6 protein-coding genes are annotated in these 16,676 nt (G+C 42.4%); 2 read left to right on the top strand and 4 right to left on the bottom strand.

Annotation, left to right across the window (positions count from 1 at the left end):
• Positions 1–209 precede the first annotated feature (209 nt).
• A complete protein-coding gene (locus QUB33_RS01250) occupies positions 210–6,143 on the top strand; it encodes an AAA family ATPase (protein WP_333346213.1) in 5,934 nt (1,977 codons plus the stop codon).
• Positions 6,136–7,680, top strand: a complete 1,545-nt coding sequence (locus tag QUB33_RS01245) for a response regulator (RefSeq protein ID WP_333346210.1) — start codon at positions 6,136–6,138, stop codon at positions 7,678–7,680. The genes QUB33_RS01250 and QUB33_RS01245 overlap by 8 nt, the downstream gene beginning before the upstream one ends.
• Positions 7,681–8,228: 548 nt before the next feature.
• Here QUB33_RS01245 and QUB33_RS01240 read toward each other — a convergent pair.
• The 4 genes from QUB33_RS01240 to QUB33_RS01225 all read right to left on the bottom strand — a co-directional run bounded on the left by QUB33_RS01240 (position 8,229) and on the right by QUB33_RS01225 (position 16,642).
• Entirely contained in the window at positions 8,229–9,509 is a 1,281-nt protein-coding gene (locus QUB33_RS01240) for a glycosyltransferase family 4 protein (protein ID WP_006634596.1), read from the bottom strand.
• A 95-nt stretch (positions 9,510–9,604) separates the two neighbouring features.
• Positions 9,605–10,321, bottom strand: coding sequence for a class I SAM-dependent methyltransferase (locus tag QUB33_RS01235; protein ID WP_333346207.1), 717 nt, complete (start codon positions 10,319–10,321; stop codon positions 9,605–9,607).
• Positions 10,312–11,325 (bottom strand): class I SAM-dependent methyltransferase, encoded by a 1,014-nt coding sequence (locus tag QUB33_RS01230; protein ID WP_333346204.1) that lies wholly within the window; start codon positions 11,323–11,325, stop codon positions 10,312–10,314. The genes QUB33_RS01235 and QUB33_RS01230 overlap by 10 nt, the downstream gene beginning before the upstream one ends.
• A complete protein-coding gene (locus QUB33_RS01225) occupies positions 11,282–16,642 on the bottom strand; it encodes a glycosyltransferase (RefSeq protein ID WP_333346201.1) in 5,361 nt (1,786 codons plus the stop codon). The genes QUB33_RS01230 and QUB33_RS01225 overlap by 44 nt, the downstream gene beginning before the upstream one ends.
• Positions 16,643–16,676 lie beyond the last annotated feature (34 nt).

Genomic DNA, 16,676 nt, shown 5'->3' with positions numbered 1-16,676 from the left:
ACTTAAGAAATTTTAAAGATTTTCGCAGGCATATTAAGTACCAAACCAGCATATTTAGATTTGTTAAAATTTAAATAGTATTCAAAAAGCTTAGATTATACTTATTTATAGTGCATTGAAACTTTTTTTAATTCTGTTGTCTCATAAATATCAGTATAGCTACTGAAATACCGCCTGCTCTTCAATTTCTTATTAGTAAAATTACGCACATGAGCATTACTATTTTCGGTTACAACCTAAGCGAAGCTATTTACGAAAGTGTCAATACTATTATTTATCGCGGCACAAAAGACATTGATAGAACCTCAGCAATTATCAAAACCTTCAAAGCTGAGCATCCGACAATCGCAGAAATTTCCCGCTTAAGACACGAACATAAAATCCTCAAACATTTAGACAGTGAAGGAATAGTTAAGCCCATAGCCTTAGAAAACTATCATAACAGCTTAGCGCTGATTGTAGAAAATTTTAGGGGTCACTCTTTGAAAGATTTTCTCAACAATCAACCCTTGGCTATAAACGCCTTTCTCAAAATCGGCATTCAGTTAGCAAACACTCTGGGAGAGATCCATCATAGTAATGTGATCCATAAAGATATTAAGCCCCAAAATATCCTAATTAACCCAGAGACAAAAGAAGTAAAAATCATTGATTTTAGCATTGCTTCTCTTTTAGAGCGAGAAAATCAAACCGTAACAAATCCAAACTTATTAGAAGGAACTCTTGCTTATATGTCGCCGGAACAAACCGGCAGAATGAACAGATCCGTGGACTACCGCACCGACTTTTACTCCCTCGGTATTACATTTTATGAAATGCTGACGGGTAAACTACCTTTTTCCGCAAAAGACCCCCTAGAACTCGTTCATTGCCATATAGCTAAAGCACCCATACCACCTAAAAAGCTGAATCCAGAAATCCCGGATGCAGTTTCTGAAATTGTAATGAAATTATTATCTAAAACTGCTGAAGATAGATATCAAAGTGCTTTCGGAATAAAAATTGACTTGGAAACCTGCCAGCAGATGCTGTCTGCTGGAGAGATTTTCCCCTTTATGATAGGTCAACTAGATTCCTACAGCCAATTTATGATTCCGCAAAAACTCTATGGACGGGAAAAAGAAGTTGCTAGTTTGCTAGAAGCCTTCGCTCGCGTCAGTGGTGGGACAACGGAAATGATGCTAGTTTCCGGTTATTCAGGTATCGGCAAATCTTCCTTAGTTAACGAAGTTGATAAACCTATAGTCGGAGCACGAGGGTATTTTATTTCCGGTAAATTTGACCAATTTAAGCGGAATATTCCTTATGCTGCTTTAATTCAAGCATTTCAAGGATTGATGCGGCAACTGCTCACTGAAAATTCTGCTCAAATAGCAATTTGGAAAGCTAAAATTCTCGAAGCACTTGGTGCCAATGGGCAAATTATTATTGAGGTTATTCCCGAAGTAGAAAAGATTATTGATCCACAGCCTGCGGTTCCGACTTTGGGACCCACTGAATCTCAAAACCGATTTAATCGAGTGTTTCAAAAATTTATACAGGTGTTTAGTAAAGCCGAACACCCCCTAGTTATATTTTTGGATGACTTGCAGTGGGCAGATTCGGCTTCCCTCAAGCTTATCCAGCTAATTATGACCGATCCAGATAGTAAATATCTGCTATTAATTGGCGCTTATCGGGATAATGAAGTCAGTGCCACTCATCCCTTAATTTATACATTAGAGCAAATTCAAAATACCAACGCAACAGTAAATAATATTATCCTCCAATCTTTGGAACTCTCTCATGTCAACCAATTAGTGAGCGAAACTCTTCGCAGTCACATTTCCGAAGTTTTACCCCTGGCTGAGTTAGTTTTTAAGAAAACCCAGGGAAATCCCTTCTTCTTAACTCAACTGCTCAAATCCCTTTATCTAGACAAACTTCTATCTTTTGATTTCGATCTAGTTTGTTGGCAATGGGATATCCAACTGCTTCAAGGCATTGATATCAGCGATAATGTCGTCGAATTGATGGTCAGCCAAATTCAAAAGCTATCCTCCCCGACGCAGAATGTCTTAAAATTAGCTGCCTGTATAGGAGATAAATTTAGTTTAGACGTTTTGGCAATTGCTAATAAAAAATCTCAGTCAGAGACGGCAAGGGATTTATGGGAAGCGCTACAAGCGGGTTTCGTTCTGCCACTAAATAATTCCTACAAAATCCCCCTGCTATTTGAATCGGAAATATCTACAGAAAACTCAACGGAGCAGTTTAATGTCACCTACAAGTTTTTGCATGACCGAGTGCAACAGGCGTCTTATTCTCTGATTCCCGACGATCAGAAAAAAGAAACTCACCGAAGAATTGGTCAACTACTGCTGAATTCCACAACCCCTGAAGAACGAAAAGAAAATATCTTTGCACTGGTTAACCAACTAAATTATGGAACGGATTTAATCACTTTAGAGTTGGAAAGATATGAGTTGGCAGAACTGAATCTGATCGCCGGACAGAAAGCCAAAGCTGCCACAGCTTATGAGTCTGCTGTCAAATATTTGAATGTGGGTTTAGGATTACTCGCGGAGAATAGCTGGGAGAGTCAATATGAGCTGATGTTTAACCTGCATCTGGAAGCAGCAGAAACTGAATATATAAACACTAATTATGAGCGAGCGCAACAGCTTTGTGAGACGAGCCTGACACAAGCGAAAACCCTTCTGGAAAAAGCCAAGTTCTACGAGCTGAAAATTCAATTAGAGATGTCTCAAAATAGGATGCAATCAGCTATAGATAATGGGATCGCCGTTCTAGAAAAGTTTGGAGTTCGCCTAGAGCAAGAACCCCCTCAAGAACTAATCTTTGATGATTTAGCTAACTTGCCGCCAATGACAGCTCCCGATAAGCTCGCAGCTATGCGGATATTAAATATCATGACAACGCCGGCTTTTGTTGTAAATCCAGCGATTTTTCCGCGGATTCTTTATACAAAAATAATCTTGTCTATTAAGTATGGAAACTCGCCTCAAGTCGCTGTTGCTTATGTGTGGTATGGAGTGTTACTCTGTGGAGGATTAGGAGACATAGATTCTGGATATCAATTTGGTAAATTAGCTATTTTGCTACTAGAAAGGTTTAACACGATTACCCTTAAATCAAAAATATTTTGTGTATTTAATTGTCTGATTAGATTTTGGAAAGAGCCGCTTAATACTACCCTAGAACCTTTGATTGATGCCATTCAAAGTGGTGTGGAAACTGGAGACCTAGAATATGCTTGTCACAGTACAGTCAATTATTGCAATCAGTTATTTTTCAGCGGGCGGGAACTACAGAAAGTTGAGCAGGAACAGGCAAAGTATGTTGCCCTAACCATTAAACTCAAACAAGAATACGATACTTTATTTGTTAAAATATACCAGCAAATAGTTGACAATCTACTCGATAAAAACTCAGATAAATACTTTTTGCTAGGTGAAATTTTTAATGAAGAAGAACTACTGCCAGGAATCGAGGCGTCTAACACTGGGACTTTGCTCTATGCTTACCATGTGGGCAAAATGATTCTCTCTTATCTATTTAAAGAGCCAAATAAAACAGTGTCGAGTGCAAACTTAGCATTAAAATATGCCGACACGGGGGCAGGATTAATGCACATGAGTATCTACAACTTCTACTATTCTCTTGCCCTTATAGCAGTTTATCCTGAAGCGGAACCAAACCAGAAAGAACAATACCTAAGTGAATTAAAAGCAAATCAAGAAAAATTAAAGACCTGGGCGTTTTATGCACCGTCTAACTTCCAGCATAAGTATGACTTAGTAGAAGCAGAAAAAGCGCGGATTTTGGGACAACCTTTAGAAGCCGGTGATTATTACGATCGCGCCATAGCCGGAGCCAAAGAACAGGGATATATCCAAGAAGAAGCCTTAGCTAACGAACTAGCAGCAGAGTTTTATTTTTCCCGCGCTAAAGATAAAATTGCTCGGATTTATTTAACCGATGCTTACTACGGATATAGTCGATGGGGAGCTAAAGCTATAGTCAAAGATTTGGAAGCCAGATATCCTCAAATATTTTCCCGGATAGCCAAGCCAGAAACTCAACGTAGCCAGGTCACGATGAGCACTACCTCGACGAGTGGAGGGAGTGCAGGATTTCTAGATTTAGCTACTGTGATCAAAGCATCCCAAGCTCTTTCTGGTGAAATTGTACTGAGTAAGCTGTTGGCAAAATTGATGAAAATTGCGATCGAGAATGCGGGCGCTCAAAGTGGCGTTTTCATTTTAGAAAAAGGGGGAACTTTACTAATAGAAGCTTATGGAACCGTAGATAGCGATGTAGAAGTTCAGCAAACAAGACCAGTGGAAAATAGTCAGCAACTACCCATATCTTTGATTAATTATGTTGCAAGAACTCAGGAAAATGTTGTATTAAGCGATGCGAGTTGTGAGGGAACCTTCACAGCCGATACTTATATCGTCAACCAAAAACCCAAGTCAGTATTATGTACTCCAATCGTTCATCAAGGAAAACTTACAGGTATCCTTTATTTAGAAAATAATCTCACAACTGGTGCTTTTACTCCCGATCGTTTAGAAGTTTTACAGCTTTTATCTTCTCAAGCAGCTATTTCGATTGAAAATGCCCGTCTTTATAACGATTTGGAAGCAGCAAACGCTACTTTAGAAGCGAAGGTGGCAGAAAGAACGCAACAGTTACAAGAAAAAAATATCCATTTACAAAAAGCAGAAAAATCAGCGAAAGCCGCCAACTCTGCCAAGAGTGAGTTTCTTGCTAATATGAGCCACGAGCTCAGAACTCCACTTAATGGCATTTTGGGTTACACGCAAATCCTCAAACGACAAAAAAACTTGGCTGACCAGCAAAAAGATGGTCTGAACGTCATTAGTCAGTGCGGCGATCACCTCTTAACCCTGATTAACGATATTTTAGACCTCTCTAAAATCGAAGCCAGAAAAATGGAAATCCACCTGAGTAATTTCCATTTATCAGAATTTTTGGAAGGCCTGGCTGAAATTTGCAATATTCGGGCAGAACAAAAGGGAATCTCCCTGATTTACGAGGCAATTACCCAACTACCTATTGCCGTCCAGGGTGATGAAAAAAGGTTGCGGCAAGTTTTAATCAACTTACTCGGCAATGCGATTAAGTTTACGGAAAAAGGTGGGGTGGCATTCAAAGTAGGATATCAAGATGGCAAAATCCGGTTTCAAGTGGAAGATACCGGAGTTGGTATGGCACCAGAGCAATTGCAAGATATATTTTTGCCTTTTCACCAAGTAGGGGATGCCAACCGTAAGGTTGAAGGAACCGGGTTGGGACTGGCAATTAGCCGCCAATTAGTCCAGATGATGGGCGGTGAAATAAAGGTGAAGAGTACATTAGGACAAGGGAGCGTTTTCTGGTTCGATTTAGATTTGCCAGAGGTATCCGAATGGGCGACTAATGCAGCCAAAGCCAATGCCCACACCATCGTTGGTTTCAAAGGCGGAAAGCGAAGAATTCTCATAGCTGACGACAAGTGGCAGAATCGCTCGATCATGGCAGGAATGCTTCAGCCGTTAGGATTTGAAGTTCTGGAAGCAACGGAGGGTCAGGACTGTTTAAACAAGGTGGCAGAGTTTAAACCAGACTGTATTTTAATGGACTTGATGATGCCAGTAATGAGTGGCTTAGAAGCAACGCGCCGGATTCGCAAATCACTAGGTCAGACTAAGTTAGTGGTGATTGCTACTTCGGCCAGCGTTTTTGATTTCGATCGACAACAAAGTGTCGAGGTAGGTTGCAATGATTTTATTCCCAAACCCATACGAATCGAGGAGCTTTTAGAAAAATTACGTACTCATTTAGGGTTAGAATGGATTTATGAAGAAAACCAGGAAGAGATTAGGAAAGCAGAAGGAGAAACAAAATCTCTAAGTTCTGAAATTGTAGCTCCCCCCGATGAGGAAATCGCCGTTTTATTCGATCTAGCGATGATGGGCGATCTCCGAGGGATTGCGGAGCAAGCTGCAAAACTCGAACAACTCAATGAGCAATGGGTTCCCTTTGCTACCCATCTGCGCCAGTTAGCAAAAGGATTTGAAGAACAACAAATCCTAGAGTTTATTAAACAATATAGGACGACAACTAATGAGTAGTGAACTTGCCGAACCAAGCACCATTTTAATCGTAGATGACACCCCGACTAATTTAGGTGTCCTGTTCGATTTTTTGGCTGATTTTGGCTTTAAAGTATTGGTAGCTAGGGATGGCCAAAGTGCTCTCCAGAAGGTCGCTTATGCTGCGCCAGATCTGATTCTGTTGGATGTGCTTATGCCGGGAATAGATGGGTTTGAAACTTGTCGCCGTTTGAAAGCGAATGATTTAACGAGAGACATTCCCGTGATTTTTATGACGGCTCTTGCTGATACGGTGGATAAGGTTAAAGGTTTGAGTCTGGGTGCGGTGGATTATATCACTAAGCCTCTTCAGCATGAAGAGGTTTTAGCTCGTGTTAATGTCCACATGAAGCTCCGCAATTTGTCGAAGAAACTCTTAGAGCAAAATGTGTACTTACAAGCAGAAATCGAACAGCGTGTCAAAGCGGAATCTTCGCTCTTGAAGCTGGCATCGGAGTTGGAAAGGCGAGTTGACGAAAGGACGGCTGAACTTTTTCTATCCAATCAATTGCTCAAACAGGAGATTCAAGAGCGTCTGCAAGCAGAGGCGGGATTGCAAGAATCGGAAGCTCAATTGCGAACCCAAGCTCAATGTTTAGAAAAAGCTTTTCGCGAATTGCAATTAACCCAAACTAAACTTGTGCAGAGCGAAAAAATGTCTTCTCTCGGCCAGCTTGTTGCAGGTGTAGCCCATGAAATCAATAATCCCGTTAATTTTATTTTTGGGAATCTTTCTTATGCCCATGATTATACCAAAAATCTGATCGATCTAGTCAATCTTTATCACCAAGAATTCCCTGCGGCTGGGCAAATAATTGAACATAAAATAGAAGAAATAGAACTAGATTTTTTGGTTGAAGACTTACCTAAATTGCTGAGTTCCATGAAGGTAGGTGTAGACCGGATTCGGGAAATTGTTCAGTCGCTGCGAATTTTCTCGCGATTGGATGAATCTGAGATGAAACCAGTGGATATTCACCAGGGTATTGATAGCACTCTGTTAATTTTGCATAACCGCGTTAAAGGAAGGGGCGATCGACCTGCAATTGAGGTTGTTAAAGAATTCGGCAATCTGCCTCTGGTAGAGTGTTATGCGGGTCAGCTTAACCAGGTGTTTATGAATCTTGTTGCTAATGCTATTGATGCCATAGATGATTATAATACGACGCGATCGTTAAGTGAAATGAAAGCTAATCCTTCTAAGATTTTCATTCGCACGGAGGTCACGGAATCTAATCGGGTGTTAATTCATATTAAGGATAACGGCCCTGGGATGACCGAAGAAATTAGCCAACACCTATTTGAGCCATTTTTTACTACTAAGCCTATCGGGAAGGGTACTGGCATAGGGCTGTCAATTTCCCATCAGATTGTAGTGGATAAACACGGGGGCCAGCTCAATTGTATTTCAGCTCCAAATCAGGGGGCAATCTTTATTATTGATATTCCAATTCACCAGAAAATTTTTGCTAATAATTTAATTACGATGTCTGAAACAGCTTTGGGTATTTCTTAGTTGATTTTAACTAAGGGGAGTTCAATAAATTTTAAGGGTTGCACAACTATATCAAAATCGATCGCGCATGGGGATATTCCAATACTTTAGGTAATGAAGTAAGAGACGGATAGAAGCCTTCGGTAGCATCTCACTTTTGCAGCCAAGCTAGAAATTGGAGTTTTGAGGCAGGAGGCAGAAGGAAAGAGAAGAAGTGTTTTTACAAATATGAGATGCTCCCTTGCTATTGTTGATGGGGGCGGATTCACATTTAGGACAGTTCATATTTCCATTATGCAACGCCCGAAAATACACGGGACGGGCGGGACGCCCATCCCACAAAAAAAATCAAAATCATCCCGCTATTATGCAACGCCTAAATTATTGCTCTCGAAGCTAGTTTGCGACTAGCCTAGAAAGGATTAACGGACTGCTATCAAACTATTTAATTTGGCAACTAAAACGTCCAGATGTTCCGATGTTTATCGTCTAGTGGGTGGAGTCTCCTGTGCGGTGTAGTCGCACAGGAGAGCTTACGATCAGGGGTTTAGTGCTGACCAACTTTATTGCTAAATTCTCACTGCAAAAGATGCTGCTAATTCCCGTTCTGGTTCCATACCAACTGTAGGCGGCATGGAACGATTTGCTACTTGCTCGATCAGTTGTAAATGTTGCGGTAGCATTTTAGCTAAACTGTAGCGTTCTAGGGCGGTTTGACGGGCTTTGATGCGAATTTCTGCCATGCGGGTAGGATGGTCTAAAACTTCATCAATGCGATCGGCTACTTGTTTTGGTGAGAAGTAATCGACTAGCAAACCGTTTTCTCCGTCGCGGATAACTTCTCTGACTGGCCCTGTGTCGGAACCGATTACTAAACATCCGGTTGATAGAGATTCAATCATCGACCAAGACAGCACAAAAGGTCTGGTCAAATAAACGTGTACGTCGGATGCTTGAATTACTTTTAAATACAGTCCGTAAGGTAGCGGCCCGACAAAGTGAACTCGCGACAAATCTAGGGGGACTTTTTTGAGCATATAGTCTTTGTAAGACTCGCCGTTGGGTAAAGAACGCCCGTAACAAACTCTTTCTGAACCAACGATTACGACGTGACAGTTGGGGCGGCGTTCTTGTACATAGGCGATCGACTCAATGAATTCGGGAAAACCCCGGTAAGGTTCCATTCCCCGCGATACGTAGGTGACAATTTCATCAACGCCAGACAAGTCTAAGTTAGGCAAAACCAGTTTAGCACCGGGGTCTGGTTTGAAGTAATCGGTATCTACGCCGTCGTGGAGTGTGGATAATTTTTGTTGTAATTCTGGCGGAAATTGCGATCGCTGCCAATAAGTAGGCGACACACCCCAATCGCAAGAATATAAATCGATCAGAATCGGCGCATTTTTGATTCTAATTCTGGCCATATCGTCAACTGTTAAAGGTTCCGCTGGGTCGAAATCTGCGTCGGAACCAATAGCATGATAAAACCACTCGAAATAACACAAAAGCGGCGTATTTGGAAAAGCTTCTTTGACAAATAATGTTGGCCCCCAACCGGAATGTCCGCAGATAATATCGGGTACGAAACCGTCTGCTTTGAGTTGTTCTGCCATTCTAAATACGGCTTGTCCGTAGATGACGGCACTTTCTAAAGGGCGGACGTATTGGTGAGTCTGCGCGTGGGGTTCCCGGCTGGGGGTAAATGCTGCTTTGCGAACGCCGGGAATGTTCCACTCTGGGCGCTCATTTTTAGTGCCGAAAACAATTTGATTTTTGGGATCTGCGCCTAAAGCCGTGATAATGTGGCGGTATTGGGCGGGGAAGTTGGGATGGAGAAATAATGCTTTCATTGTCAGTTGTCTGTTGACTGTTGACTGTTGTCTGTTGACTGTTGACTGTTGACTGTTGAAATAAAATACTTTGATTCGGCTAAAAAGCTTTGGTTTTATTCATTGGGGGTTGGTGCTTTGCATATCCAGACACAATCTCGCGGTACTGAAGATGTATTTTTCAGGATGATTTCATAGTTTAAATGATGGAGAAATTTTTCCATAATTGTATCAGTCATAACTGAAAATGCTGTGCCGTCTCTGTGCCCTAGCAAGTTTTTGTCCCACTCGCTGGCGAATTTTTGCCACCCTAATTCGGTGAAAATATTGGTGTGGTGAAACACGCAAATTCGATCGCCCCGCAGCAGTTTGGGAATTCGAGTCAGGTAGTTGAATATATCTACCGGCTCTACGTGTACCATTGTATCGTAACAAAAGCAGACATCGGCTGAACTTGGGGCGATGCCGTCTAATGTTAAACCGTCGAGTTTGACGTAAGAAACTCGATCGTCTCCCAAGCGCGATCGCGCCGCTTGCAGCATTTGACTGGAAATGTCGGCACAAATTAGTCGATCGCAATATTTCAGCAGCAGCGAACCGGTTTTTCCGCCGCCGATACCAATTTCTAAAACCGTATGTTCTTTTTTGATGTACGGTGCAATAAATTGCTGTTCTATCAGCGCTTCGTATTCGGCTAAGGAGTTAGCGGCACCGGCAGCTTTTCCTATCCATTCATCGCCCAAATAAGCGAGTTCAGGATTATTGTCTTTCCATTCTTGGGCGTAGCTGTCCCAGGCCGTTTCATAATCTACTTTAGGCGGTATTATTTCCATTGTTTTTTTTTATGTCTCAAAATACACAAACAAAAGTCGCTTGATAGTCCTCCCGGCAGATCCATTAAGATTGTTTCAATCTCCAGCAATAACTTTATTATTGTTTCACTCTTGGGTTCTCCGTCTGAAAGTTGATCGTGAGCTAAGAAAGGGTAAAGTTCGTGAAGCAACCCTCCACCGGCTGGATTCAAGACTTCCACATCAAAGTAGAATTCTAAAAACGGAAGGATCAGCTTTGACCGGACTGCTTCTGAAGGGTCTCTCGTAAATACTTTCTCAATACTTGGACTCGAAAATTTTTCAGTTGTTCCCGACTTTAGCGTGTAGTGAAAACATTTGTAAATGCGATTAATCAAATCCACTTGAGCTTGATTATATATATTGTAGCAATCTCCTATGTATTCATTGACAATAAAATATCCATCTGGTTTTAAACATTTCTGAACAATTGATAAACATCGTTCTAGTTCTCTGACGTGATGCAGCGAACCCGAGCAAAAAACTAGATCGTATTTTTTATTATCATCAATCGTAAACAAATTAAAATTATCTTGATAAAAATTAATTTCTACTCCCGCTGCCGCGGCATCTTTTCTAGCAATTTCTAAAGAAGTTTCGGAAAAGTCAAAGGCATCAATTTGATTGGCCAATCCTAATTTAGCCATCAAAATCTCGTGATTTCCCACACCGCAACCAATAGACAAAAGACGATCGAACCGTCGATTCTTGAAATATTTTTGGACTAACCAGGTTAGCCAGTAACCTTGAGTGCTACCACCTGACAGCCGATAGTTTATAGCTTTTTCAATAATCGGATTAGACAACCAGTAACCTTGCTTCGTAAAGCCTGCTGTTGGGTTAGTCTCCCAGTAATTTCTAGCTGTTAATTCATTGGAGGTGTTCTCCTCCCCGATCCTCGAAATTTGACGCCATACTTTTTTACCATTGAATATTGAAGGGTTACTTTTTAGTCGTAAAATAAGCTTCTCTAAAAATTTGACCATAAGCTTGAGTCATTTCTGCAAAACTATTCAACGACTCTAACACATATTTAGCGTTTCCAGCTAACTGCTGCCGCAATGATCGATCGTCCAATAAACTAATCAAACCTGCAACTAATTCGTCCGGACGATCGGGCGTATAAAACAAACCATTAATTCCCGGTCGCACTTGTTCTTTAATCCCAAAAACTGGCGATGTAACAATTGGCAAATCGCAGGCCATCGCCTCCAAAATCACTCTGGGAAAACTTTCGACCCGAGAAGTGCAAACAAAAATATCAGCCGCTTTGTAATATTTTCCCGTCTCCCCAGTTTCGGGGACTACTGTCACCCTTTCCCGCAACTCTTCTGGCAATTCCCCCACCAAGTCTGCTAATTTATTGCTGTAAATACTCGGGCGATCACCCACAATAAAACACCTAATTTTATTGTGCCATTTGTCAGGTAAAAGTGAAAGTGCCTTAACTAAATCCTGCTGTCCTTTGCGTTCGCATACCGTTCCCAGCAGCAAAATTACCACATCTTCCGCTGCAACACCTAAAGTTTTTCTAGCCAATTCAGAGTTATCCGAATTTTCCAATTTGCTCAAATCTAAGCCGTTGTGAATCACTGTAAAATTGTGGTGGCTGTTGAGAGGCAAATACCTGTCCCGCGTTGCATCTGCGACAAAAATAACTTTGTAAGGAAAGCGAAAACACTCTAAAGCTCTCGCCGCAATCTCCGAACCAAACCTATTAAAATAAGTTTGCCAAGGTTCGCTTTCGTGCACGTTCCACACTGTAGGAGTTCCGATTTGTCGCGCCGCATCAACTACAAAAAAGTTTTCTAAAGTATTGGCATAAATTGCATCTACTTTTAAACGTTCAATTTCTGTGCTAAAACTGCGGATAGCTTCATCATAAGCATCGCGCTGATAGATATGTTCGAGAGGATTGTCGCGCACAATTACTTCAATTCCCTGCTGTTCGTAAGCTTGACGCAGGGGCCCGTCTGTTGTGCAAAGTACGATCGGCTTAATCACACCCTCAGCCGCCAATTTCACCGCGATTTCGTACTGATGCAGCGGCGCACCAGTGAAATCCAGCGAATTGCTGCACATTAAAACTTTGATAGGATGGATAGAACTGTTTGCTATGGATAACAAACCACAATCAGCACATTCTAATTCTTCCTTATTCCTGACATCAGTTACATCAGTTACATCAGTTACAAAATGCCGTGCCGAACTTCCTTCTTCCTTCATAAAAACCCGCCGGGGTTGAATATGAAAATACTCATCTTCTAAAGACAAGTGAGGACTGTAAAAACTGTCATTTTTTCCCGCATACTTGCGTCTAAAAGCCGCCACTTCTTGAGGATTGTCGGTAAAACCCCTAGAAGTTCCTTCTTTATGCAACAACTCCGCATCGGGACAATATACGCACCGATAACCCCGTTCTAACAGTCGGTATCCATAATCTGCATCATTGTAAGCAACAGCAAAATTCTCCTCATCAAAACCGCCCAATTCTAAGAACAATTGACGCGGAGTAATCGTGCAAGCGGCTGTTACCGCAGAGTAATTTCGCGTTACCATCGCTTGAGACAGATAGCCTCGATTGTCGCTGTTCATCAGCTTAAAAGCGTGACCAGCCAAGCCGTGATGCAGCCCGTGAATTACGCCCGCGTGCTGAATTCTGCCGTCGGGATATAACAGCCTCGCCCCGACTGCACCCACGCCAGGGATTTGAGCGTATCCCACCATTTGACTCAGCCAGCGCGGGTTAATTACTTCAGTATCGTTGTTCAAAAACAACACATAGTCGCTATCTACTTGTTCGGCAGCGCGGTTGTTAATTGCTGCAAAACTAAACTTACCACCCGGATTTTTAATATGCAAAACTTGGCAATTTAATTGCTTTAAATATTCCAGAGTTTTAGGGTCGTCGCTTTCGTTGTCGATGACGGCAACTTGATAATTTTTATATGTTGTAGTTTCTAGAGAATCCAGACAGGCTTTCAGCAATTTAAACTGATTTTTAGTAGGAATAATTACCGTTACTGATGGGCCATTATCCGGGAAATCCTGGGCAAATATGCCCAAATTTTCTGTAATCGCCCATGCGTGCTGAGCGACATTGCCGTTAATTTTGCGGCGGTTTAGTGCATCTTGAATGGCTTTTTGACCTGCGGCAAAACTGGCGGGTTTCGCGGCCCCAGATATGGCTGTAGAACCGGGTGCGGTTCGCCAGTGATACAGCACTAACGGCAGGTGCGCGACGTGGCGAGAAATTTCGGTTGCTCTCAATGCAAAATCGTAATCTTGCGAGCCTTCAAGACCTATCCGCAAACCGCCTATTTGTTCAAAAATGTGTTTTCTCACGGCGCACAAATGACCGAGATACATATAGGAAAGCAGCAGTTCCGGCGACCATTCCGGTTTAAATTGCGGGGCGAAGCGGCGACCTTTAGTGTCGATTTTGTCGTCGTCGGAATAGAGAAAATCGGTGGCTGGATGTGAGGCAAAATATAAGGCGACTTCGCCTAATGCGTCGGGAGTGAGTTCGTCGTCGTTGTCTAAAAACAGGATGATGTCGCCTGTTGCGAGGGCGGCGGCGCTGTTGGTGGCTGCGCTGATGTTGCCGTTTTCTGTACGAAATGTGATGCGGATACGATCGTCCTTTTGAACCCAGTTTTTCAAAGTGTCAGCAACAGTGAAATCGGTACTGCAATCGTCGGCAATGCAGAGTTCCCAGTTTGGATAAACTTGATTGATTACGCTGTCGATCGCGCTTTCTAAAAAATCTATCTGCGGGTTGTAAACTGGCATTACTACCGAAATTTTTGGCAGGGGTTCCCGGCAGGATTTTAACCTAGAAATTAAGTAATCGCGCGCGCGATCGTTCCACTGATTCACCTCCAGCCATGCGTCATATCTATCAATGGGTTGAGGCACCACAAAACCCGCAGGTGGCAGTAAATCTCCCGGCGCAGTAAACTGTTTTTGCTGCCGATAAATCTTCCCCAACTGGCGAATCACCTTGACAATTTCCCAAGGCATCGGCACAATTCTGCCGAGACGCTGTTTTCTCTCCTTCGCCCGCTGCTGAATTGCGGCTGTAAACCTTGATAACTCCTCAAATTTATCTGTACTTCGCTGCCAGATATTGTAGCGCCGCACGGTCAATATTTTCGGCGCTTGAAAATACAAAATTTCCCCGGTTTCTAACTCAGCTTGCAGAGAAACGTGCCATTCGCCCGGAGGCAAATCGACAATGGCCTCAAAACCGCTTTCCGAACTGTTAATCCAGTCGGGGAACACTTCGCCGACATCTTTTCGCCGCAAACCGTAGGCGCATTCTACAGAAATATCGCCGCAAAACAAGCTTAATTTAGCAATTTTGCGATCGTGGTGGCAGCACCAACCTGCAAACAAAATTTGACCCTGACGCTGTTCCCACACCACCGGTACATCTAACGATGCTTGAATCGTTGAAACTAACAACGGATAAGCTGCCAACAAATGCCATTTACCTCGCTCATCTTGCGCTTCCAGTAGCACTTCGTGCCGTCCGGCAGGGGCTTCTAATTGAATTGTAAAACCTGATTTCTTCGCAGCCGGAATATTAGAGTGTGCTAGCGCTATATCACTTCTATCTATGCCGTAAACGCCTGGGAAACTCTGGTCTTTAATTCTGGCCCGGACTGCTGTAGTCTCTCTTTTTTGGTTAAAAACCCAGCCCACAATTAGCAGGTTAGAATCGCAAACTTGCCAAGTAGTGGGTTGGTCTAACGAAAAAATAAATTTAGGGAACAAGTCGCGGATTTTGCGCTGAACTTCCCACAACTTTTCTCTCACTTGCCACGAGATTGAAGACTTAATTATAGCAAGTTCTGCACGAAAAATTTCATTTTCCTGGCGGGCTTGTTCTAAATTTTCCTGAGTATCCTTTAATTTTTCCTGAGTTTGACTTTGTGTTCTTTCTAACTGAAGTAACTCAGCTAACTTTTGCTGCAATATAAATTCAGTCTCTTCAAATTGTACCTGAGTTTGTCCTAATTCTGCTTCTAATTCTAATACTTTCGCTAAAGCGGTTTGAAATTGCGATTCTTTGCCGGCAAGCTGTACCTGAGTTTGTCCTAATTCTGTTTCTAATCCGAGGAGTTTTGCTAACGCTTCTTGAAATTGCGATTCTTTGCCGGCAAGCTGTACCTGAGTTTGCCCTAATTCTGCTTCTAATTTTAAGACTTTTGTTAAAGCTTCTTGAAATTGCGATTCTTTACCGGCAAGCTGTACCTGAGTTTGTCCTAATTCTGTTTCTAATCCGAGGAGTTTTGCTAAAGCTTCTTGAAAATTGGATTCTTTGCCTGCAAGCTGTACTTGAGTTGCTCCTAATTCTGTCTCTAATCCCAACACTTTCGCCTGGGCATGGTGAAATTCTTCTTGCCACTGTTTGAGTTCTGCAGACCTAGTTTTTTGCTGTTTTTCCAGCAAGCGGATTTTTAGCCAATCTTCAAATGGCCAGACTGGAGAGGCTGGCAAATGAATAACTTGATCGATCGCCCCTTTCGATTCGCTGCTCAGATTGCCAGCTTGGGTTTCCAAAAGTTCATATAGTTCTAATGCTTCGGGAAAATATTTTTCTATTAAACTCGGTCTGTGACTTTTGACAATATCGTTGACTAATAAAGATTCTTCAAAATTGTCGCCTGGTATGGCACCTAAGTTAACATTAAATTTTTCGTTGACTCGATCGAGGAAAAGTTCAGGAGTGTTGCCGATGGGGTAAACATTGGCTAGGAGACAGCGATTGGGGAAACGTTCGTAAAGTTCTAAAACTTTTTGATTGTAGTGAATCCACATTTTTACTGCCATTTCGGGATTTTGCAGCAAGCTGACATCGGTTCCCCGGCGGTAAAGGGAATCGACTACTTCCCAGGGCGATCGATAAACACAGATAAAATTAGCTTCGGGGAGTAAAGTCAGCCAAAAATCCCAAAAAAGGGCTGTTCGCGGGTCTTTCCAACCCCAATGTTTGTGAGTTTGTTGATTTTGCTCGATCGCGCGTTTGGCGATTTCCACGTATTCTGCTGCTACCGGAATCGTTTTTTCAAACGTACATCCGAGTTCATCAATACCGTGCGATCGCAAAACACTTTTGTGAAACTCCACAAAATCAACATTCTCGAAATGACCTTTCACATTTCCGTCGGCCGGGCCCACTAACTTTTTGCCAATATCAACCCCGACTTTCTGAAACAAAGAAGCTGTTAAAGACGTACCGGAACGGTGCATTCCGGTAACAATAAAAACCGACGGTTTGCTGTCATTTGTACTCACAATTTCTCTCCCTCGCCCTAATTCCCACACCAAA

The sequence above is a fragment of the Microcoleus sp. B3-A4 genome, assembly GCF_036705385.1.
Lineage (GTDB): Bacteria > Cyanobacteriota > Cyanobacteriia > Cyanobacteriales > Microcoleaceae > Microcoleus.
Note: the sequence above shows the minus strand (reverse complement) of the source record. Positions and strands in the feature narration are given on the sequence as shown.

Bases quoted from the DNA above. Each gene is read 5' to 3' on its own strand.
- QUB33_RS01245 (WP_333346210.1), top strand. From the start codon at position 6,136: ATGAGTAGTGAACTTGCCGAACCAAGCACCATTTTAATCGTAGATGAC.
- QUB33_RS01230 (WP_333346204.1), bottom strand. From the start codon at position 11,325: ATGGTCAAATTTTTAGAGAAGCTTATTTTACGACTAAAAAGTAACCCT.
- QUB33_RS01240 (WP_006634596.1), bottom strand. From the start codon at position 9,509: ATGAAAGCATTATTTCTCCATCCCAACTTCCCCGCCCAATACCGCCAC.
- QUB33_RS01235 (WP_333346207.1), bottom strand. From the start codon at position 10,321: ATGGAAATAATACCGCCTAAAGTAGATTATGAAACGGCCTGGGACAGC.
- QUB33_RS01250 (WP_333346213.1), top strand. From the start codon at position 210: ATGAGCATTACTATTTTCGGTTACAACCTAAGCGAAGCTATTTACGAA.